This is a genomic window from Formosa sp. Hel1_31_208, from assembly GCF_900104785.1.
In the GTDB taxonomy this organism is placed as follows: Bacteria; Bacteroidota; Bacteroidia; order Flavobacteriales; family Flavobacteriaceae; genus Psychroserpens.
This window is the reverse complement of the sequence record NZ_LT629733.1, coordinates 1125980-1148855: the sequence shown is the minus strand read 5'-3', so window position 1 is coordinate 1148855 and position 22876 is coordinate 1125980. Positions and strand designations below refer to the sequence as shown.

General features: G+C 35.2%; 20 protein-coding genes. 12 read left to right on the top strand and 8 right to left on the bottom strand.

The genetic code is table 11. The features are described from left to right. Positions 1-29 precede the first annotated feature (29 nt). Positions 30-416 (top strand): Co2+/Mg2+ efflux protein ApaG, encoded by a 387-nt coding sequence (gene apaG / locus BLT57_RS04965; RefSeq protein ID WP_091423111.1) that lies wholly within the window; start codon positions 30-32, stop codon positions 414-416. Here apaG and BLT57_RS04960 read toward each other — a convergent pair. Beyond that, positions 413-1417: a DUF6695 family protein gene (locus BLT57_RS04960; RefSeq protein WP_091423109.1), complete on the bottom strand. Its 1005-nt coding sequence runs from the start codon at positions 1415-1417 to the stop codon at positions 413-415. The two genes, apaG and BLT57_RS04960, sit on opposite strands and share 4 nt — an antisense overlap. Positions 1418-1555: 138 nt before the next feature. Between BLT57_RS04960 and pruA the strand changes: the two genes are divergently transcribed. Then, positions 1556-3181 carry an L-glutamate gamma-semialdehyde dehydrogenase gene (gene pruA / locus BLT57_RS04955; RefSeq protein ID WP_091423106.1) on the top strand — a complete coding sequence of 542 codons (1626 nt, stop codon included), beginning with the start codon at positions 1556-1558 and terminating at the stop codon, positions 3179-3181. Positions 3182-3318: 137 nt separating this feature from the next. Continuing rightward, positions 3319-5121, top strand: a complete 1803-nt coding sequence (locus tag BLT57_RS04950) for a T9SS type A sorting domain-containing protein (protein ID WP_091423103.1) — start codon at positions 3319-3321, stop codon at positions 5119-5121. Positions 5122-5195: 74 nt separating this feature from the next. On the opposite strand, the gene BLT57_RS04945 is transcribed toward BLT57_RS04950, so the two are convergent. After that, on the bottom strand, positions 5196-6500 hold the full coding sequence (locus BLT57_RS04945) for an Omp28-related outer membrane protein (protein ID WP_091423101.1): 1305 nt from the start codon (positions 6498-6500) through the stop codon (positions 5196-5198). 166 nt (positions 6501-6666) lie between these two features. Between BLT57_RS04945 and BLT57_RS04940 the strand changes: the two genes are divergently transcribed. After that, positions 6667-7152, top strand: coding sequence for a TlpA disulfide reductase family protein (locus tag BLT57_RS04940; RefSeq protein WP_091423098.1), 486 nt, complete (start codon positions 6667-6669; stop codon positions 7150-7152). A 26-nt stretch (positions 7153-7178) separates the two neighbouring features. Further along, positions 7179-8840: a DUF6029 family protein gene (locus BLT57_RS04935; protein WP_091423096.1), complete on the top strand. Its 1662-nt coding sequence runs from the start codon at positions 7179-7181 to the stop codon at positions 8838-8840. Positions 8841-8890: 50 nt separating this feature from the next. On the opposite strand, the gene rsmG is transcribed toward BLT57_RS04935, so the two are convergent. Then, on the bottom strand, positions 8891-9520 hold the full coding sequence (gene rsmG / locus BLT57_RS04930) for a 16S rRNA (guanine(527)-N(7))-methyltransferase RsmG (RefSeq protein WP_091423092.1): 630 nt from the start codon (positions 9518-9520) through the stop codon (positions 8891-8893). Positions 9521-9661: 141 nt separating this feature from the next. On the opposite strand from rsmG, the gene BLT57_RS04925 reads away from it, so the two are divergent. Both BLT57_RS04925 and BLT57_RS04920 read left to right on the top strand, forming a co-directional pair. Continuing rightward, positions 9662-10759 carry an acyl-CoA desaturase gene (locus BLT57_RS04925; RefSeq protein ID WP_091423089.1) on the top strand — a complete coding sequence of 366 codons (1098 nt, stop codon included), beginning with the start codon at positions 9662-9664 and terminating at the stop codon, positions 10757-10759. 16 nt (positions 10760-10775) lie between these two features. Beyond that, positions 10776-11960, top strand: a complete 1185-nt coding sequence (locus tag BLT57_RS04920; protein ID WP_091423085.1) for a pyridoxal phosphate-dependent aminotransferase — start codon at positions 10776-10778, stop codon at positions 11958-11960. Between the two features lie 101 nt (positions 11961-12061). On the opposite strand, the gene BLT57_RS04915 is transcribed toward BLT57_RS04920, so the two are convergent. From BLT57_RS04915 to trkA, 4 genes are all read right to left on the bottom strand, one after another. Beyond that, the gene (locus BLT57_RS04915) at positions 12062-12373 is read right to left on the bottom strand and encodes a hypothetical protein (RefSeq protein ID WP_091423082.1); all 312 of its coding nucleotides are present in this window, start codon (positions 12371-12373) and stop codon (positions 12062-12064) included. A gap of 133 nt (positions 12374-12506) precedes the next feature. After that, a complete protein-coding gene (locus BLT57_RS04910; RefSeq protein ID WP_091423078.1) occupies positions 12507-12761 on the bottom strand; it encodes a hypothetical protein in 255 nt (84 codons plus the stop codon). A 161-nt stretch (positions 12762-12922) separates the two neighbouring features. Beyond that, complete coding sequence (locus tag BLT57_RS04905; protein WP_091423075.1) at positions 12923-14416, bottom strand: TrkH family potassium uptake protein; 1494 nt, start codon at positions 14414-14416, stop codon at positions 12923-12925. A 9-nt stretch (positions 14417-14425) separates the two neighbouring features. Further along, positions 14426-15775 (bottom strand): Trk system potassium transporter TrkA, encoded by a 1350-nt coding sequence (trkA, locus tag BLT57_RS04900; RefSeq protein ID WP_091423071.1) that lies wholly within the window; start codon positions 15773-15775, stop codon positions 14426-14428. A 120-nt stretch (positions 15776-15895) separates the two neighbouring features. Between trkA and ubiE the strand changes: the two genes are divergently transcribed. Both ubiE and BLT57_RS04890 read left to right on the top strand, forming a co-directional pair. Further along, on the top strand, positions 15896-16627 hold the full coding sequence (ubiE, locus tag BLT57_RS04895; RefSeq protein WP_091423068.1) for a bifunctional demethylmenaquinone methyltransferase/2-methoxy-6-polyprenyl-1,4-benzoquinol methylase UbiE: 732 nt from the start codon (positions 15896-15898) through the stop codon (positions 16625-16627). A 28-nt stretch (positions 16628-16655) separates the two neighbouring features. Further along, positions 16656-17369 carry a porin family protein gene (locus tag BLT57_RS04890; RefSeq protein ID WP_091423065.1) on the top strand — a complete coding sequence of 238 codons (714 nt, stop codon included), beginning with the start codon at positions 16656-16658 and terminating at the stop codon, positions 17367-17369. On the opposite strand, the gene BLT57_RS04885 is transcribed toward BLT57_RS04890, so the two are convergent. Continuing rightward, complete coding sequence (locus BLT57_RS04885) at positions 17356-18081, bottom strand: RNA methyltransferase (protein ID WP_091423062.1); 726 nt, start codon at positions 18079-18081, stop codon at positions 17356-17358. The genes BLT57_RS04890 and BLT57_RS04885 overlap by 14 nt on opposite strands. A gap of 216 nt (positions 18082-18297) precedes the next feature. Here BLT57_RS04885 and BLT57_RS04880 point away from each other — a divergent pair, with 216 nt between their 5' ends. The 3 genes from BLT57_RS04880 (at position 18298) to accD (ending at position 22847) form a co-directional block, all read left to right on the top strand. Next, positions 18298-20757, top strand: a complete 2460-nt coding sequence (locus tag BLT57_RS04880) for a BamA/TamA family outer membrane protein (RefSeq protein WP_231928768.1) — start codon at positions 18298-18300, stop codon at positions 20755-20757. Positions 20758-20885: 128 nt separating this feature from the next. Next, positions 20886-21953: a class II fructose-bisphosphate aldolase gene (fbaA, locus tag BLT57_RS04875; RefSeq protein WP_091423056.1), complete on the top strand. Its 1068-nt coding sequence runs from the start codon at positions 20886-20888 to the stop codon at positions 21951-21953. 36 nt (positions 21954-21989) lie between these two features. Continuing rightward, the gene (gene accD / locus BLT57_RS04870; RefSeq protein WP_091423054.1) at positions 21990-22847 is read left to right on the top strand and encodes an acetyl-CoA carboxylase, carboxyltransferase subunit beta; all 858 of its coding nucleotides are present in this window, start codon (positions 21990-21992) and stop codon (positions 22845-22847) included. Positions 22848-22876 lie beyond the last annotated feature (29 nt).

The window sequence follows — 22876 nt, the reverse complement described above, 5'->3', positions numbered from 1 at the left end:
TTTTTGTAAGCTATTATTGAGATACACTCATGGTTCAACAAGTCACAAGCGGAATAAAAATATCTATCGAAACATCTTTCGAGGGTACATTTTATAAAAACTATAAAGTACACTTTGCTTTTGGTTATAAAGTGACTATTGAGAACCAGAGTAAAGATTCTGTTCAATTAAATTCGAGATATTGGAAAATCTTGGACGCTTTAAATAATACTGAAATTGTTGAAGGCGAAGGAGTGATTGGTAAAAAACCAGTCTTGAAACCTGGTGAATCTCACACTTATAATTCTGGTTGTCTATTAACTTCTCCATTTGGAGCCATGCAAGGCCATTATAACATGGTAAACTTCACAAATACAAACAAATTTAAAGTGATCATACCTTCTTTTAAATTGAGTGCTCCTTTTGCACAAAACTAGACTGCGTTATAATGATCTACAAACTCAAACCTATAGGTTTCTGATTGTTGAGTAATATGGAAAAACTGGCAGTTTGAATAATGTACAAATTGATATGAAGCGTGAATATCAAAACCTTTGTTTATAATAGTATACACACCATCACAATCAATATTTCCATAAGGCGAAATACGTCTAAATCTAAATTCTTTAGCACTACCTATGTGATATATTTCAAACCAAGCACCTGCTGCAATACCACTTAACCATTGGGCATGGTCATTTTTGATTTTATTGTGTTTTGGCTCAAGGGTTCCTATTAAACTCGGATTATAATCTACTAAAGTATCCAAGAACAAACGTCTATTTTCTTTACTTACCGAGGATTTGAATTCGGCAATCTCTCCGAGCTCAGAAACGACATAGACATCATTTTCGGTATCGGCAATAACGACGTTACCTATCGTACTAGGCGTAAAACTCTTTGACCTAATTAACCTTGATTTAATGTCAGTATCTGTGACACAAGCAATCAAACTATCGGTTACAAATCGAGCGCAATTACAGGCGTCTTTCACAAAAGCAGCATACCTAATAAACCCTAAGCCTTGCATTTGCGTAATATGTGTACGTGCTTTTTTATAATTAACCGATTTGCATATAGATGCGTATAAACGACCCTCACCATGAGTCAATTTGGGATGTGTTGCTAAAAATTTAAGAATCTCATTCAAATTCTTAATCCTATCATTTTCAATATCAGCAATGATATGAAAATTCAATTCGAAATCGGTTTGACGCCCTCTTACTCTTCCATTTGGCGAAGAGGTAATATATCTGCCAAAATCGTGATACTCTAAGATGCCCGTAGTTTTATCAATCAACACCAAAGCAGCATGACCTGCTCTTACGTGTTTCTTGCTTCCTATAGATACAAATTTCAAGAGTGGCGAATACCATTCTTCAGCATGTGAGACAATAGTTTCGGGATACGCAAGCGTAAGAATTATTCCGTCGTTCATATCATTTATAAGGATTGCAACTTACAAAAAAAAGGGCAGTATTTTAACCTTGTTTTAATAGTCTTTAAGTCAATAGTCGTCAAAATATCGTAACTTTGCAGCTTTCAAATAATAAGCAATTTTTAAATTAAATATAAGATGGGAAAAGGATTTTTCAACGTACCAATAGCTATAAATGAGCCGGTTAAATCTTTTGCGCCTGGATCTCCAGAACGCGATGAAGTATTAAAGGCCTACAACGACATGTGGAATACTCAAATTGATGTTCCTTTATATATTAATGGAGAGAACGTTTCTACTGGAAACACTAAAACCATGTCTGCACCGCATGACCATCAACACATTGTTGGAACATATCATTTAGCCGAAAAATCTCATATTGAAGATGCCATTGCTACAGCCTTAGAAGCGCGAAAAACATGGTCACAACTACCTTGGGAACATCGCGCTGGTATTTTCTTGAAAGCTGCCGAATTGATTGCTGGTCCTTATAGAGCAAAAATCAATGCAGCAACTATGATAGCGCAATCCAAAACAGTGCATCAAGCTGAAATTGATGCTGCTTGTGAATTCATAGATTTTTTACGTTTCAATGTTCAGTTCATGACCGACATTTACCATGAGCAACCAGAAAGCACGAGTGATGCTTGGAACCGTTTAGAATATCGTCCATTAGAAGGTTTCACCTATGCAGTAACTCCTTTTAATTTCACCGCCATCGCAGGAAACCTTCCCGCTTGTATGGCATTAATGGGAAATGTAGTGGTTTGGAAACCTAGTGATAGCCAGATTTTTTCAGCTAAAATTATTATGGATGTCTTTAAAGAAGCGGGAGTTCCTCCAGGTGTTATTAATGTGGTATTTGGAGATCCAGTAATGATTACAGATACCGTTATGGATAGTCCAGATTTTTCTGGTTTACACTTTACGGGTTCAACATATATTTTTAAAGAGCTTTGGAAAAAAATTGGAAACAATATCCATAACTATAAAACCTACCCAAGAATTGTAGGAGAAACAGGTGGAAAAGACTTTATAGTCGCTCATAAATCAGCGAATCCAATACAAGTCGCTACAGCCATTTCAAGAGGCGCCTTTGAATTTCAAGGTCAAAAATGTAGTGCTGCGTCAAGAGCCTATATTCCATCTAACATTTGGGATACTGTTAGAGAACGTGTGATTAAAGATGTAAAATCCTTTAAAATGGGCTCTCCTCAAGATTTAGGCAACTTTATTACAGCTGTGATTCACGAGGGTTCATTCGATAAATTAGCGAAATATATTGATCAAGCGAAAGCAGATACAGATGCCGAAATTATTGTTGGAGGAAACTATGATAAATCAAAAGGCTACTTTATAGAACCGACAGTCATTGTGACATCTAATCCGAAATACACAACCATGTGTACAGAGTTATTTGGCCCTGTGATTACGATATATGTTTATGATGAAAACGACTACTCAGCAACGTTAAAATTAGTTGATGAAACTAGTGAATATGCTTTGACAGGAGCTATTTTGGCTAGCGACAGATACGCGGTTGATGAAGCGACTAAAGCCTTGCAAAATTGTGCTGGAAACTTCTATATCAATGACAAACCAACGGGAGCCGTTGTTGGTCAACAACCTTTTGGAGGTGCAAGAGCATCAGGAACAAATGATAAAGCTGGAAGCGCTCTCAATCTTCTGCGCTGGGTTTCACCGCGTATGATTAAAGAAACATTTGTAACACCTACAGACTATCGTTATCCATTTTTAGGATAGTCGCTATTTCCAATAAAATCCTCAGATCATACAGTTTGAGGATTTTTTTTTAATTTTAATCTAAAACATGTACCAACATCTTTTTAACTTACTGAAACTTTGTATCTTAGAGGAACGTAACTATTAATTAATTAATCATGATAAAAAAATACACTTTACTCTTTTTCTTACTGCCACTTTTTATTCAAGCACAAACCATAGAGTTTGAATCTGCAATTACACCTGATTTAAGCGGGTACACTGGAGTTCCTGAATTTGCAGGACTTGGTGAGTATGAAATTTTTCTAGATACTGATACTGGTGTTTTAGACAAACCAATTATTCTTGTTGATGGATTTGATCCAGGTGATGGTAGAACTATTTCAGGATTATATAATTTATTAGACTTTACAGGTTCTGAAGGCCAGCAAAATCTTGCAGATCTAGTGAGAGCTCAAGGATTTGACGTTGTCATTTTAAATTTTCCATCATATTTCAGATTGACTGATAATTCTTTATTAAACATTGATGATGCCACCGATAATAATGCCGATCTAGTCATTGATGAATTGGATTATCCTGGAAGCACATTAGTAGATGGAGGTGCAGATTTTATGGAACGCAATGCCATGCTGTTAGTAGATTTGATTACTACTTTAAACACTGATAAAGTTGGTGATGAAGAGTTGGTCATTATCGGACCCAGTATGGGCGGACTAATTTCTCGATTTGCATTAAATTATATGGAAAATCAAACGCTTGACCACGAAACACGATTGTTTATCTCATTTGATTCGCCGCATCTTGGCGCTAATATTCCATTAGGGTTCCAACATCAATTCAACTTTCTAGCTAACGGGCTTGGTAATGATTTAAATATTACTGCTCTTCAGCCCATAGTTAATGGTCTATTAAAATCAGCGGCAGCAAGACAGCTTTTAGTAGATCATTTTGAAGCACATTTAGTAAGTGGTAGTGATGCTGAATTTGATCCAACGAAATTATTACCTGAAGCTCACCCTTATAGAGCCGTCTTTGAAAACAACATCAATAGTCTAACAGCTACGGGGTTTCCGCAGAACACAAGAAACGTATCTATGATTAACGGAAGTGGCATTGGATCTCCTTATTTAGCTATAGACAACACACCTGTAACACCAGGTTTTGTAGCTCTAGCGGTTCAAGATTTACCCATTCCAACATCTCCGCTACCGCAAACAACAGCAGATATTAACATTAACTTGACACCTGCTACAGTAGATGGCCCGCAATTAATTAGCAAAATATTTGTTGAAGGATTCTTTTTGTTTGGATTCATCACTTTAGTCGATGTTGAAGTGCAAGCAGAAGCTCCATCATTCTCTGATGGTGTTGATGCAGCATCTGGCGGACTTTTTAATTTGAGCGGATTTACAGCTGGTCTAGGAGGAGATCCAATAATAGATAGCTTCCTAACCTCATTAACCATAGATAAGTTTAATTTCATTCCTTCGGTAAGCGCTATGGCCTTAGACAGCAATCCCGTTGGTGAGAATGATTGGTTTCACGATATTGATCTTGGCACTCCAGAAGGAACAGGTGACACTTTAAATAGCACTCCTTTCGTTAACTGGTACATGCCTGATGACAACGAAGACCATGTTCAACTGACAGAACAAAATGTCGCTTTTGCATTAAGTGAAATTATCCCAGAAACCTTATCAAATATAGAATTTGAAAATATCACATCTCTTAAAATAGAAAAAAATCCTATTGAAGATAACTTAACAATCTTAAGTAATAAGGTGGTCGATGGCGTGACGATTACTGCGTTTGACATTACTGGTAAATCGGTGTTTGTATCTCAACAAACTTTAGAAAGAAGAACTACCTTACCTTTAAACTTAGAGACTGGACTATATATTCTTAATATACAAACAAAAGACAATTACAATTACAGAACCAAAGTTGTTGTGAAGTAATTCATGTACATAGACAATAAAAAAAGGCTGAATGTACATTCAGCCCTTTTTTTATTGTAATTTTATATCTCTGTTTAATTGAAATCGGTAAATTCTCCTGCCTTAGCAACATTCACATTTATAATCTCTCCATTTGAATCTAGTAACATAGCTACTATTTCAACATTATCAGCATTTACTACAATATTCGTTGGAATATTATAATCGTATTTTAATCGGAAAGAATTTCCAGAAGAAGACTGACCGGCTGGCACCACATCTCCCATGACACTCGTAAATGCATAACGTAATACATGATCGTGCACAAAGTTAGGAATTGGGTCTACCCCTCCGTAAAAAGAGGTGTAATTTGCTTGATTAGCCGAGATTCCATTTTCCAACAATAAAACTACTAATCTCGCACCATTTACATTTTGACCAAAACCAGCACTTACAATGAATGACATATCTCTTCCTTTAATCGCAGAATTGATTGCAATACCATTTTGTGTTGTTCCAGTAGCTTGACTTGTTACTTGATTTACATTAGAATTCTCAGGGTAAGCCCATTCAGCTGATCTATTAACATAAGCTGTTGGAAAACTATTCACATTAAAAGCATTTGCGATTTGGTTCCCGAAAGTGTTTTCCATGAAATCACCAATATGAACCGCTACAGGAACGACATTATCAGAAACTTCCAAACATAACTCAATACCTTGTGAAACCCTAGGGCACCATCCACACCATGTTCCAGTAAAATCCTCAATTAATGCCTTACGAGTAAATGAACCTGGAGTATTTCCATTATCTTCAACACTAACCGTTTTAGGGTCAGAAGTAAATTCATCAAAAGTAGCATATGCTTCTACATCTCCCACTACACCAGGAATCACTATAGATCCAGTGTTATAAGATTCAGATCCTGAAATAAATACTTCAGATACATCTGTAACATCAATTAAATTACCATCATTATCTATAGCCATGACACGAAAATCAATTCGATCTCCTAAATTATATGTGGCCTGCGACGTTTGCACATCAACATCTACAATAATCGGTAAAACATTTACTGTAATTTGAGTACTTGTTAAATCTTCATAGGTCGCTCTTACAGTATACTCACCAGTTTGAGGGGCATTATATACAGCTCCTTGGATTGAAGAACCATTAATTTGAATTGTAGCATCTGAAGTAACGTCTGTGCCTTCATTCGTTTTTACTGTAAATGTAACGTCTGTGCCAAAGTTCACAAATTGAGCACTCGCGATTACAGATATTGATGCTGGTCCTGTAGCTCCACCACCATCGCTATTTCCATCCTCGGATGAGCTACAAGAAAATAATGCTGCTACGGCTACGAACAGAAAAATTTTTGTTAAGTTTTTGATTTTCATAATAAAGTAAATGTTAATGTTAAAATTTTAAGAAATACGAATATAAAAATATATTTCGTTTTTTATTAAATATTTGGCACATAGTTTGTAAAAAAACTAAGACAAATGTCTATGTTTTTCAAAAAAAATTAACTTTGTTCAAAACAACTAAATTATTCGCATTAAAATGAAATCTCTTTTATCCCTATTATTTATCATTACTTTATCGTCTTCAACTTTTGGACAAGACGTATTACCTAAAATGCAAATTGAAACTCTAGATGGTGACAACATAAGTCTATCGAGTATTTCTGAAGATGATCAACTCGTCATTGTCTCTCTTTGGGCAACATGGTGTGTGCCATGTAAGAATGAACTTGATGCTATAAATGATGTTTATGACGATTGGGTTGATGAAACCAAAGTAAAATTATATGCTATTTCGGTTGATGATTCCAGAACAGTGAAACGGGTAAGACCATTAGTAAGTGGTAAAGGCTGGGAATTTGAAGTTCTTTTAGACACCAACAGTGATCTCAAAAGACAGTTGAATGCACCCACAATACCCGTGACTCTTTTGGTAAGAAATAATAAAATACTCTACAGACATTCTGGTTACACACCGGGTAGTGAAGATGAACTATATGAAAAAATCATAGAGCTCTCTAAATAATTTACTAATTAACAACCCTCAACTAAATGAATCGCTTTTATCTAATAGCAATTTTGCTATACACACCATTTTTTGCAATTGCTCAAGACTATGGAAAATTGAGTGGAGGTATCGAATCTAACTCTCAATATTATATCGATGACCCAAAAACCGGAGATTTTTTAGAAGATGACCCGTTTCGATCAAATAATTACCTCAGACTTAACTACACTTATAAAAACTGGTTTGCTCACGTACAATTAGAGTCATATGAACCGAATTCTTTATTAAACTTTTATCCGAAATACCAAGGTACTGACATAGGCACCTTTGCAGTAGGATACCGCAATTCTAAATTTGAAGTCACCTTAGGTCATATTTATGAACAGTATGGCAGCGGACTCTCATTACGAACTTGGGAAGACAGGCAAATTGGCGTAAACAATGCCATAAGAGGAGCTAATGTCAAGTTCAGACCTACGAAAGATCTCGAATTCTCTGCGCTTTACGGTAGACAACGTGATGGTTTTGAAGTATCAGATGGTACAATTTATGCGTTTAACACCGAAATTGGACTATCATCATTATTCAAGTTTGAATCTACAGGTTTAGATTTTGGATTTAGTTATGTCGGAAGAGATGAAGATCTCGACATCGAAAACCCAAACTTTGAATCATTAACAAATTCCTATTCTTTTCGACTCGACCTAACTGAAGGCAATATATATTCCTCCATAGAGTATCTTATTAAAGGTGAGGATGTGTATTCAGAATTAGGTAATATTATAGAAGACCGTTACTTCGATGGAAGTGCATTACTCTTTAATTTCGGATATGCAAAATCGGGATTAGGAATTGATGCGACCTTTAGAAGAATGGAAAATATGGCCTATTTCTCAGAACGTGATGAAGCTGCGAACGTATTTAATCAAAACTATCTCAACTTTATTCCTGCTCTAACAAAGCAACATGACTATGGTATAACAAATATTTATGTCTATCAAGCTCAACCAAGATTGACATTCAATCCATTATTCAAAGCAGGTGAAATTGGCGGTCAAATAGATATTTTCTATAACATTAAAAAAGGTTCAACATTGGGTGGGAAATATGGGACTAAGCTGGCTTTCAATTATGCAACTTGGTCTGGTTTGAATGGCGATTTTAATATTGGTGAAAGAACTTATGAGAATACCGACTTTTTTGGATTTGGTGAAAAATATTTTGAAGAATTTAGCCTTGATATCCGTAAAAAATGGTCGCCAAAGTGGTCTTCCATCTTCTCTGTTGTAAATACCTTTTATAACGCAAGATTTGTTGAAGATCGCATTGGCGAAGTTAATGCAACTGCGGTAGTTGGTGAAGTCACTCGTAAATTTGGAAGTGGAAAATCTCTAAGGCTTGAAATGTCCCATCTATTTTCTGATGATGAGCTATCGGAAAGAGCGAAAAATTGGGCAGGCGGAACGATTGAGTATAATTTCAATAACAAGTTAAGTGTTTTTGCGACTGATATTTGGAATTATGGTAACCCTGACGAAGATCGTCAAGTACATTATTACACTGTAGGTGGTAGTTTTACAAAAGGCGCTACTCGTGTTATGGCAAGTTACGGAAGACAACGAGGTGGCTTGGTTTGTGTCGGTGGTATCTGTCGATTTGTTCCTGAAAACACTGGTTTTACCTTAAACCTATCGACCTCTTTCTAAACACAAAAAACATATTTCATTATGAGCTCTATACTCTTATAGGGCTTATTTTAACTTTTATATTTGAGCGGTAGGTGCACCACTTTTTTAGTATCAAAAAAACCCTCCTCAAAGTAATCGCTTAACTTATAAACGGTAGCCGTTTGATATGGTTTCAGCTCCTCAGAAAGATCTCCGCCTTTTAAGTACAATATGCCATTTTTTAGCTCATGGCGTTGCGTCTTCGCGATTTTTCCTTTTACCCAATGCACAAAGGTCGGCATCACAGCGACAGCTCTACTGACAATAAAATCGAACTGTTCATCTATCTCTTCGACTCTACTATGCGTTGTTTTTACATTTGTTAAGCCTAATCCTTCAATTACCTCATCAACTACTTTGAGTTTTTTGGCGATACTATCGACCAAATGAAACTGGCAATCAGGATGTAAAATGGCAAGTGGAATTCCTGGAAATCCTCCTCCGGTACCAACATCTAATATTCGAGATTCTGGTTTAAAACGGATTACTTTTGCAATACCCAAAGAGTGTAACACATGGCGAAGATACAACTCGTCTATATCCTTTCTGGACACTACATTAATCTTTAGATTCCAGTCTTTATACAATGCTTCCAATAGCTGAAATTGACGGACTTGAATTTCAGTTAATTCTGGAAAATATCGTTTTATAAACTCCATTTTTTTAAATTTTGACAAAAATAGACATTTTTATATGGATATTTTTAGCATAATATTACCTTTAAGGCAGTATTTATTAATTATCTTTGCCCTGAAATATAAGCGAATTTTTTTACGTTATATTGATAATACCCAAAATTAATGGCACAAAAAACTTTATCTTTTTCGAGAACAGACTCCGCAAAATTCTTTAGAACATTAAACAAACGCGTTAACGATTACTTTAAAGAAAATAATATTAAACGAACTGGAAACTGGCAATTGTGGTTGAAAACCATAATCATGTTTGCCCTTTTCTTAACACCATACTTTTTAATTCTAACATTAGACATTCCTGGATGGGCGCAATTACTATTGACAGTTGTCATGGGAATAGGTATGGCAGGCGTGGGAATGAACGTTATGCACGATGGTAATCACGGTTCATTTTCTAACAAGGAATGGATTAATCGATTAATGGGAAGTAGCATTTATATTCTTGCAGGAAATGTCTACAATTGGAAAGTACAGCATAATGTTTTGCATCATACCTACACAAATATTCATGGTCATGATGAGGATTTAGAAGCTGGTCGAATTTTACGCTTTTCAGAACATGCTGAATGGCGCAAGTATCATAAGTTTCAACATTATTACTCCATCTTACTTTATGGTTTACTAACAATTAACTGGGCCATCACAACAGATTTTCAACAAATGTATCGTTACATGAAACGAAAATTATCCTATGGTAAACTACCTAATCCCGTGGTTAATTGGAGTAAACTGGTGATTTCAAAATTGATTTACATCGGGATGTGGATTGTAGTACCAATGCTAGTATTAGATTTTGCTTGGTGGAAAATTCTCATTGGATTCTTTATCATGCATTATGTAGCAGGCTTAATTTTAAGTGTTGTGTTTCAATTAGCTCACGTGATGGATGAAGCTGAAATGCCACTACCTGAAAAAGATGGAACCATGAAAAATACGTGGGCAATTCATCAATTAAAAACAACGGTAAACTTTGGTGCAAAAAGCAAAATTATAAATTGGTATACCGGTGGTCTTAACCATCAAGTGGAGCATCATATTTTTCCCCATATCAGTCATATTCATTATGGGAAAATCTCAAAGATAGTTAGAGATACGGCTAAAGAATTTAATTTACCATACAAAGAATACGAAACCACTAGAAAAGCGATCATTGCCCACTTTAGATTCTTAAAAGAAATGGGTATGAAACCGTCAATGAGCTAAACTGAAACAATTTTAAATGGCACAACTTTCAGAGCGTGTACTGAATATGGCAACGTCTGCTACTTTAGCAATGGCGGCCAAAGCACGAGAACTAAGAGCAGAAGGAAAAGATATTATTGGCTTAAGTTTGGGTGAACCAGACTTTGACACTCCAGACTTTATTAAGAATGCTGCAATTCAGGCGATTAATGACAACTATAATTCGTACACTCCTGTAGATGGTTATGTTGAATTGAAAGATGCCATCATCACAAAATTTAAAAGAGATAATAATCTAATTTACAAAAGGCCACAAATCGTCGTCTCTACTGGAGCAAAACAATCATTAGCTAATATTGCTGCGGTACTTCTCAACAAAGGTGATGAAGTGATATTACCGTGTCCGTATTGGGTCAGCTATAGTGATATTGTGAAACTTAACGAAGGTATTCCTGTTGAAGTAAAAACTTCAATTGACAACGACTTCAAATTAACACCTGAACAATTAGAAGCTGCCATCACACCTAAAACCAAAATGATCTGGTATAGCTCACCTTGCAATCCAAGTGGATCTGTATATAGCAAAACAGAACTCAGAGCATTGGCTGATGTCCTTCAAAACTATCCTAACATCATTGTTGTTTCAGATGAAATATATGAACACATTAACTTCATTGGAGGCCATCAAAGCATGGCCCAATTTGAGGATATGTATGATAGAACCGTTACAGTGAATGGTGTGTCAAAAGCTTTTGCTATGACCGGTTGGAGAATTGGTTATATTGGAGCTCCAGAAGACATCGCTAGAGCATGTAATAAAATGCAAGGACAAATCACCAGTGGTGCTAATTGCATTGCGCAGCGCGCTGTAATCACAGCATTAACGGAAAGCCCTTCAAGCGTTCAATATATGATTGATGAGTTCAAGGTAAGACGTGAGCTTATACTGAAGCTGCTGGGCGAAATTGAAGGTTTTCAAACTAACGTTCCTGAAGGTGCTTTTTATGTCTTCCCAAACATTTCATATTTCTTTGACAAAACGCTAAAAGGTCAGCATATAGAAAATGCTACAGATTTCTCATTATACTTATTAGAGCATGCCAATGTAGCAACCGTTACTGGTATCGCATTTGGAAATCCAGATTGTATTAGAATTTCATATGCGGCTTCGCAAGAACAAATTATAGAAGCTATTAAGCGAATCAAAGAAGCGGTAAGCTAGATGATGTTGCAGTAGTTGCTAGTTAAATAATAATCAGAAAGAGGATTATAAGAGATATAGTGAAATTGAACTGATTTCTGTTGTAATCCTTTTTTTTGATTTCAACCATACTGAATTCTATAAAACCAGTAGGTTATAATAGATCCTACAAAAACACCTACGATTATCTGTTTGATTAATAAACGCCTATTCTCTCTTTTGATTTTTATTCTAACTCTGCGCAGTACATGAGGTTGCACTTCAGGGAGCACATAGGTTTTATAGGGTGTCATTTTATGATATCCAACAAGTGACTTCGAAAATGGTTTGCGCTTGCCATTTTTTAATAACTTGCGATTATTCTTCAACGATGCATTCATGGATCCAATTGAGCTCATAATTCTAACGTATTCTTTCTGAAAAATCTCAGACATTCTAAAGTTGTAAGTAACGTATACAATACCCTTCGATATGCTATGACACATCGACCATGTATTGATAAAATGTAAAAGATAGTTTTGAGTGAGAACTCAATCGTACCAGTTAAAAAAGTCTACAAGTGGCTGCCTATATAATAAAGGCCAACACTGTTACAAAAACAGACAGTTTTAAAAGGGTTTCGATACTTGAAGTAAATTGATATTGTCTGCTTTTTACAAGTTGCTTAATACCAAAAATTGAATTTAATTCTGTGTTGGTTAAATTACATTTTACAACAGCTTTGTAATTTGAATTTAACAACCCTTCTGGTCGTTCAAATGTTGTGGACAACTTATGTATGGGTAATGGTTCTAATTCTTGAGATGTGATTACTAATTCCATGATTGATTATTTTAGTGGTTATATAAATAAGACGTATATCTCCTCAAAATGTTACACAACAATTCTACGGTAAGTCGCTAAAGTCGAACACAAAATCATGGAAACACCTATAAATATTAATGATTTTAAGACATCATTTTTTTTAGAAATATTTGAAAAGATTATCTATTTCTCCAGAAAAAAGGTGTCAATAATATCAAGACAGTAAACAATTCTAATCGTCCAATGAGCATTAAAAAAGCTGACCACCACTTTGCTAAACTGGGTAAAGCTGAATAGTTATTTACTGGTCCGAAATCGCCCAAAGCAGGGCCAACATTTCCTAAACTCGAAGCCGATAGTCCAATTGACGATTCAAAATCAATTTGAAACATAGAGAAGACTAAAGCTCCAACAATAAAGGATAACATATATAGAATAAAAAATCCAAGTATATTGAATACAATATCTCCTGAGACTGCTTTTTGATTATACCTAACTGGAAGAATTGCATTTGGATGTAAGGCGCGTTTAAATTCTAAAAATCCGTTTTTTATCATAATCATATGGCGAACCACTTTCACGCCTCCAGAAGTACTTCCTGCCGAGCCACCTAAAAACATAATTCCGAAGAAAAATACGAGTAAAAATGGGGTCCACATGGTGTAATCTGCCGTGACAAATCCTGTTGTTGTCACGATGGCTATTACTTGAAATAAGCCATGTCTAAAAGACGCTTCAGCCTTCCCTAAAACCATGGGATGATCTATTGAGGATAAGGAAAAATCAGCGTTAAAATAAATTATGAATGCCGCTACAATGGTAAATAAAGCAATAAACTTAAAGTATAATTTAAACTCTTCATCTCGAATGGCTTTTTGCACCTTTCCTTTAAATGCGAAATAACTCAATACAAAGTTAGTTCCAGCTAAAAACATGAAAACAATAATAATGTATTGAATTACTGGTTGCCCATTCCAATAGGCTACGCTAGCATTTTTTGTTGAAAACCCACCTGTAGACAACGTACACAGCGAATGATTTATAGCATCAAAAAAGTTCATGCCAGCAACCTGCAGCAATATAGTTTCTGCCGCAGTATAACCAAAATAAATAAGCCATAGGCGCTTTGCTGTATCGGTGATTCTAGGATGGAGTTTGTCAGCATTTGGTCCTGGAGCTTCAGCTGCAAATAACTGCATTCCTCCAATACCTAATAACGGCAATATGGCTATAGCTAATACAATAATACCCATACCTCCTATCCAATGCGTCATACTTCGCCAAAACAAAATTCCTTCTGGCAATACCTCTATATCATTTAAAATACTAGCTCCAGTAGTTGTATAACCAGACATGGTTTCAAAAAAGGCATTGGTAAAACTCGGGATTGTTCCTGTGATTAAATAAGGCAAAGTACCCGTTAAAGCCATGACAATCCAGCCAAACGCAACAACAATATACCCTTCTCGTTTATCTAGCTCTTTTTTATGATTTTTGGTAACTAACATCGCGATAATACCCATAACCAAAACAATGAGTCCGGCACTCAATATTTCTAGGGTTGCACCGTCTTTATATATGAAGCTGATGATTGTAGACAACAGCATGAAGCCTCCATTAAAGAGACATAAAAGTCCGAAAAAATGAAATATGATTTTATAGTTCAGCTTCATAGTTTCTAATTAGAAGAAGAATCGCTCTACTTGGGTGATGGCTCTTGGCAAACTACAGACCACAACCTTATCTCCTACCTGGATTTGAAAATCGCCTAAGGGAATAAGTCCAATCTCATCTCTTATCACACCGCCAATAATTGCAGATCTTGGAAAATCTAGATCTTTGATTTTATGCCGTGTAATTTTAGAAGTTGATGTCACTTCAAACTCTAAAAGCTCCGCATTCATATTACTTAGTTTAGTCATCGCGACAACTTCTCCACGTCGGATGTATCTAAAAATATTATTTGCTGCAAGAAGTTTTTTATTAATTAAAGTATCAATCCCTATTGACTGAGACAGCTGGTAATAATCCATATTCTCTACTAGGGCAATAGTTTTTTTAACACCCTTAGACTTGGCAACCAAGCAGGACATAATATTAGTCTCAGAATTTCCAGTCACTGAGATAAAAGCATCCATTTCGGTGATGTTTTCTTCTTCTAAAAGTTCAACATTTCTTCCATCTCCATTAATAACAAGGGCATTAGGAAGATCATCAGCACACTCAAAGGCTTTTTCTTTATCATTTTCTATCAACTTCACCTTGAACTTACTCTCACACAATTCTTTAGCCGTCTTATAACCAATCTTGCTACCACCCAAAATCATAATGTTTTTGAGTTCTGTTTTCACTTTTCCAGATAATTCAAACAGCTCATCATCACCTCCTTTTGAAGTCATAAAAACCACTTTATCCCCTTCCTTAAATTCTGTATCTCCACGTGGAATTATCGTATACTGTGTCGCATAACGCTGTATAGCAATAGGTACAAAATGCAATTCTGGAAATACTTGAGCTGCTTCTCTTACGGTTTTTCCAACAAAACTTGCTGTTCGCGATAAACGTAAACTTAGCATGGTTAAAGCACCTTGCTCAAATTCATAAGTGTCATTAAACCCATACTGATTTAATAACAATCCTATTTCAGTAGCAGCTAGTGTTTCAGGAGAAATAAGCTCATCAATTCCAAACTTGGTAAACCCAACTTCTTCTTTTTGATCTATAAATTCTGAATTTGATATTCTAGCAATGGTTTGCTTAGCTCCTAGTTGCTTAGCTAGCACACAGGCTGTAATATTTGTAGTTTCCGAAGAGGTAACAGCAATAAATAACTCGGCGGTATTTATTCTAGCCTCTTTTAGTATGGCAATAGACGTCACATCACCTTTTATAACTCTAATATCGAGATGATCACTGGCATATGCCAAGCTGTTTTTATCGGTGTCAATTAGCGTAATCTCTTGAGATTCATAAGACAATAGTTTGGCTAAATGAAATCCTACTTCTCCAGCACCCGCAATAATAATTTTCATTGATCTATATTCAAAAAAGCATACAAATATACTACATTATTATGTTTTTATATGCACTCTAAAAGTACATATCAAATTACTTAAAGCTATTAGTTTTAAGTATATTTGCAAAAAAAAAGAATGTCCTCAAAAATTACACCTTATAAGGATAGTGAATTGAATAAAAAGGAACAAGTCACTCAAATGTTTGATAATATCTCAAAAGAATACGACGGTTTAAATCGTGTTATTTCTTTTGGAATTGATATAAAATGGAGAAACAAGGTTGTCGATATCGTGTCAAAAACGAATCCAGAGCGTGTTTTAGACATCGCAACTGGAACAGGGGATCTCGCCATTAATTTAGCTAAAACTGATGCCAAAGAAATTATTGGTTTAGATATTAGCGATGGCATGTTAGAAGTTGGGCGACATAAGATAAAACACAAGTCGCTTGACAACCTCATCTCAATGGTCATTGGTGATTCTGAAAATTTACCTTTTGAGGATAATAGCTTTGATGCGATAACCGTGGCTTTTGGTGTTCGGAATTTTGAAACTTTAGAGAAAGGATTAGCTGAAATTTTGAGAGTCTTAAAACCTAACGGTATTTTTGTGATTCTTGAAACGTCAGTGCCTACCAAAACACCATTTAAACAAGGCTACAAGTTCTATTCCAAATTTATTTTACCGGCCATAGGAAAACTCTTTTCTAAAGACCAATCTGCCTATACATATTTAAGTGAATCTGCATCTGTTTTTCCATATGGTGAGGTTTTAAACAATATTTTACGTAAAATTGGGTTTATTAACGTGCATGACAATCCTCAAACTTTAGGTGTTGCCACCATCTATACAGCATCAAAAGCTTAGGAACTAACACGTGAATATCGTGATATTTATGAGAAGACTACTTATAATTTTAACTTTACTAATGGCCTCACAGAGTGTTTCAGCTCAATTATTTAGTAGAGAGAAAATCAAAAATAACGAGAATTTTGATAAGCAATTGCTAAGCTGGGGTTTTTACCTTGGACTCAATAGCTATGACTATCAATTTAACTATGAACAAAATCAACCTGATATTTTAGTAGAAACCAACTTAGGGTTTAGTGTGGGTCTTATTTCGAATCTTCGTATAAATAATCATTTGGATTTGCGCTTTGAACCGGGTTTATTTATTACTCAAAGAAATTTACAATACGATCCCAATTATTTTATCGGACAAGAATTTTCTAACGCTGACTTGTTACGAGAGATTAAATCAACCTATGTGCATTTTCCATTATTACTAAAAGTATCTGCCAAACGTTTAAATAATTTTAAGCCTTTTATTATCGGTGGTTTTTCTGCTTCCATCAACTTATCAAGTAATGAAGAAAATCCCGATGACAACTCAGCTGGTCAATTTAGAACTAAGAAAAATGTGTTGTTTTACGAACTAGGTTTTGGTGTTGATTTTTATAACCAATGGTTTAAGTTCACCCCATCTATTAGAGGTGTTTTTGCCCTCAATGATGAATTGGTAAGAGATGTTGATCCTAGTAGTCCATGGACCAGTAACATTACCACCATGAAAACACGTGGAATCTTTTTAAATTTTACATTTCAATAGAATTTCGCTTAAATTCACTCAATATGATTGCTGTTGCAGTCGCAACATTAAGGCTTTCGGTAGCTTGAAGATTACCAAATCTTGGAATACTAATTTTTTTAGTTACTAACCTTTTGACAGGTTCAGAGATTCCATTTGCCTCATTACCCATGATAATAACACAGCTGCTTGGTAAGGTTTCAGAATAAATGGTTTCACCATCCATAAAAGTACCATAGACCTCATTCTGATAATCTTCTAAAACCCCTTCAAGATCGACATATTGAATGTGCACTCTGGTTAGTGAACCCATTGTAGCTTGCACAACCTTAGGATTATAACAATCTACAGTTGATTGACTACAAAGTAAATTATGAATTCCAAACCAATCACAAAGCCTGATAATCGTTCCTAAATTTCCTGGATCGCGCACATCATCAAGTGCTACGATTAATCCGTTCAATTCCTTTTGTACAACTGCAGGTATTCTAAAAATAGCGAGTGCTGTATTTGGTGATTTAAGAAAACTAATCTTTTGAAGTTCCTTTTCAGAAATAAGAATGATTTCAGCGTTAAAAACAGCTTCTGTTGAAAACAATTGGTATAACTCAAAGTTAGAATTTAAAAACTCTTGTATCCCTTTTATACCTTCAACCACAAATAATTGATGCTCCTGTCTAAACTTTTTTTGTTTTAGACTCGTAATTAATTTAACGTGGCTCTTTGTTAACATTAAAATCTATTTACTTTTGTTAAGATGATAAATAAATCACAAAGTAAAACTTTTTGGTCTATTATTTGTTAATAGAGAAAACAATATACCTGTGATGGATTCAATTTAAACCTTAAATTTGGGTAGAACTTAATGAAAATTTTTTCTTTTTTGAAATTTCGCTTTTCCAGAATAATTGCCTTCTGCTTAATATGCACGTTTTTTTCGTGTAATGTCATGAAGCGCGTCAAAAAGGACGAACATTTATTAACTGGCAATACAGTTTTAGTGAATGACAAGAAAAACAATTCGGAAACCGTAACGAATCTTATCTATCAAAAACCTAATGGAACTTTATTAGGACTTCCTTTACGCTTACACATCTACAATTTAGCCAGACCTAATATAGATTCTATTTTAAATGAGCGCTATCGAAATCCGGAAGATCCAAATACAGGTGCAAAAAAACTGTTATCTATTAAACAATATGAAGCCTGGATAAGGTCTAAGAAAAACTTTAATAGTTGGCTTAAAAAAACCGGTGAAGCCCCAACCATATACAATAAAGAACGTGCAGAAAAAACAGCCAATGCGATTAAAAAGTATTATTTCAGTAAAGGTTGGTTTAATGTCGTAACCTCTTTTGAAACCGAAAAAGACAGTAATCAAAGGGCTCGCGTAACCTACAAAGTAAACACAGGCAAACCTTATATCTTAGATAGTATAAAAGCCTCTATCAAGACACCTGTGATGGACTCTTTTTATCGCGACAAACTAAAAAATGGTGCATTAATAAAAAAAGGTCAACAATACGATGAAGCCAATTTTTCGGCAGAACGCGATCGATTAACAGAACAGCTTCGTAATTCGGGATTTTATCATTTTGGACAAGACTATATTACGTTTGATTTGGATACTATTGGCACGAATAAAAAAATAAATACAGAATTATTCATTGCAGATCGGGCAGTTCGATCTGAAGATTCTATAACTCGAGTCCCTTTTAAAATCTACAAGATTAAAGATGTTAACATTTTTACCGATTTTAAAAATGAAAACCGCAATGAAGCTATTAAAGACTCGGTTCAATATAAGGATTACAACCTATACAGTTATGACAAGTTAAAGTACAGACCCAAAGCCATAACAGATGCTGTATTTATTCGTAGAGGAGATGTCTTTAAAGAAATTGATAGAATACGAACCTATCGTTATTTAAGCGAATTACAAGCCTTTAGATCAAGAATTGAATACATAGAAAACGAGAATGACACTACGTTAACAGCAAATTTGTACTTAGTGCCACGAAAGAAATTTGAACTTACTAGTAGTTTTGAAGTCTCGCAAAGTAATATCCAAACCGTTGGGTTTGCGGGTAGTGTTGGTTTAGTAATTAGAAATATATTTAGAGGTGCCGAAACTCTAGAAATCTCTGGTTTAGGCGCTATAGGCTCCTCTCGAGATGCCTCAAACTCTAAAGACCAATTTTTTGACATTAATGAGCTTGGTGGAAATTTAAGGTTAAAAATTCCTCGGTTTTTCTTGCCTTTTAATACTGAAAAAATTATTCCAAAGTACATGTCGCCTAGCACAAGAATTAGCTTGAGTGCTGCCAGTCAGCGTAATATTGGATTAGACAAACAAGCCTTTACTGGGACTGTAAACTACAACTGGTACCCTTCTAAAAAGGTTACCAATAATTTAGACCTTTTTAATGTTCAATTCGTTAAAAACTTAAATACGGCAAATTATTTTGGAGTCTATCAAAATTCATACAGTAGACTGAATCAAATTGCTCAAGATATAGGCTATATAGCGGATGATACTAATCTCACCATTCCCAATGGAGCCAACACCTTTATAAATGATGTTATAGCTGGGAACACCCCATTGACCTCCAATGATGAAGAATTTGTCACTGTAAATAATATCAATCAACGTAAAGAGCGACTTACAGAAGACAACCTTATTTTTTCATCAAGTTTTAATTATGTTAAAAATAGACGAGAAAATCTTTTTGATAATGATTTTTCAATTCTGCGATTGCGATTAGAATTGGCTGGTAATTTATTATCAAATTTATCAAGAGCCTTCAGATTACCCCGAAATGATGATGGCCGATATGAAGTGTTTGATGTTCCGTTTTCGCAGTATGTGAAGACAGAATTCGACTATGTTAAGCACTGGGATTTAGGCAGAAAGAACGAACTAGCTGTTCGTAGTTATTTTGGTATTGCTATTCCTTACGGCAATTCAAATAGCATCCCGTTTGCAGAAAGTTTCTTCGCTGGAGGGCCAAACGATATTAGAGCATGGACTGCATATAACTTAGGCCCAGGAAGCTCACTATCTACCAATGAATTCAATGAAGCTAATTTCAAAATTACCTTAAGTGCAGAACAGCGCTTTAATTTACTTGGACGCTTTAATGGAGCCCTTTTTATTGATGCTGGAAACATCTGGAATGTATTTGATAACGTTGAAGATGATAGAGCCACCTTTACGGGTTTTGATTCGCTAAAGGATATTGCCGTGGGTTCAGGGTTTGGCATCCGTTATGATTTTAGCTTTTTTGTACTTAGAGGTGATATTGGGTTTAAAACCTATGACCCATCAAGAGAGTTAGGTAATCGCTGGTTTAAAGACTACAACTTCAGTAATGCTGTTTATAATATAGGTGTGAATTACCCCTTTTAGTGCGTCTTATTTAACTTCGGAAACGAAAACCTTTGCGTGAATTTTCGGGTTTTGAATCTTTCAATAAGCTCGAATATTCGTCAAATTTTGCTTATTTTTGATTTTTAATTTTCAACTAAAAACAAATCATGGGTCATAATATAAAAGCAGGAGTTGCTACAGGTCACGAAGTACAAGCTATTTTTAAACTAGCAAAAGAAAAAGGATTTGCTTTACCAGCTGTAAATGTCATCGGATCAAATACGATTAACGGTGTTTTAGAAACAGCGAAGCTATTAAATGCTCCAGTCATTATTCAATTTTCAAATGGAGGTGCGCAATTCAATGCTGGAAAAGGATTAAGCAATGAGAATCAAAAAGCTGCTATTGCAGGTTCTGTAGCTGGTGCAAAACACGTGCATTTAATGGCCGAAGCTTATGGCGTACCTGTGATATTACACACCGATCACTGTGCTAAAAAACTATTGCCTTGGATTGATGGTTTATTGGATGCCAGTGAACAACATTTCAAAGAAACAGGCAAACCGCTATACAGTTCTCATATGATAGATCTTTCCGAAGAACCTATTGAAGAAAATATTGACATTTGTAAAACCTACCTTGAGCGCATGAGCAAGATGGGAATGACCCTTGAAATTGAATTAGGAATTACTGGTGGTGAGGAAGATGGTGTAGACAATACAGACGTTGATGATTCTAAATTATACACGCAACCTGAGGAAGTTGCTTATGCCTATGAAGAATTAAGCAAAGTAAGTGATCAATTTACCATTGCAGCAGCCTTCGGAAATGTGCATGGTGTATATAAGCCAGGAAATGTAAAATTAACTCCGAAAATTCTAAAAAACTCTCAAGAGTACTTATCAAAAAAACATAATTTACCACACAACCATATTGATTTTGTATTTCATGGTGGTTCTGGATCAACAGTGGAGGAGATAAGAGAAGCCATTGGATATGGTGTGATCAAAATGAATATTGACACCGATATGCAATACGCCTTTATGAGTGGAATCCGTGATTATATGAGAGAAAAGGAAGCGTATTTAAAGCAACAAATTGGAAATCCAGATGGTGATGATGTCCCAAATAAAAAGTATTATGACCCACGTGTTTGGCTTAGAAAAGGAGAAGATGCATTTGTAGAACGTTTAAAAAAGGCCTTTGAAGACCTGAATAATGTAAATACTTTATAACTTTGCATCACTAACTACTAACTAAAACGATGTTGAATGTCTTGGTTTAAAAGAAAAGATAAAGGAATACAGACTTCTACCGAAGAGAAAAAAGACACGCCTAAAGGGTTGTGGTATAAATCTCCTACCGGTAAAATTGTAGACACAAAAGAACTAGAACAAAATTTTTATGTAAGTCCAGAAGACGGCTATCATGTAAGAATTGGAAGTAAAGAGTATTTTGAAATTTTATTCGATGATAATAAATTTAAAGAATTAGATCCAGGATTAACGTCAAAGGATCCATTAAAATTTGAAGACACTAAGAAATATCCAGACCGTTTAAAAGCAGCAACTGAAAAAACCAATCTTAAAGATGCGGTTAGAACAGCTGTCGGGAAATCTAAAGGTAAAAATATTGTGATTGCTTGTATGGATTTCACTTTTATTGGAGGTTCTATGGGAAGTGTTGTGGGTGAAAAAATTGCGCGTGCTGCAGATTATGCTTTACAAAAGAAAACACCGTTTATGATTATTTCTAAATCTGGTGGTGCAAGAATGATGGAAGCTGCATTATCATTGATGCAACTCGCAAAAACATCGGTGAAATTGGCACAACTTGCAGATGCAGGTATTCCTTATATTTCACTATGTACCGATCCTACTACTGGTGGAACAACAGCGTCATTTGCAATGTTAGGCGATATTAATATTAGTGAACCTGGTGCTTTAATTGGTTTCGCAGGTCCTCGTGTTGTAAAAGACACTACAGGTCAAGAATTACCAGAAGGTTTTCAAACCTCTGAATTTTTATTAGAACATGGGTTCCTAGATTTTATTACCCATCGAAAAGAATTAAAAAACAAAGTGAATTTGTATATCGATTTGATTACAAATCAACCGTTAAGAGCATAAAAAAAGCGAGCCATTTGGCTCGCTTTTTT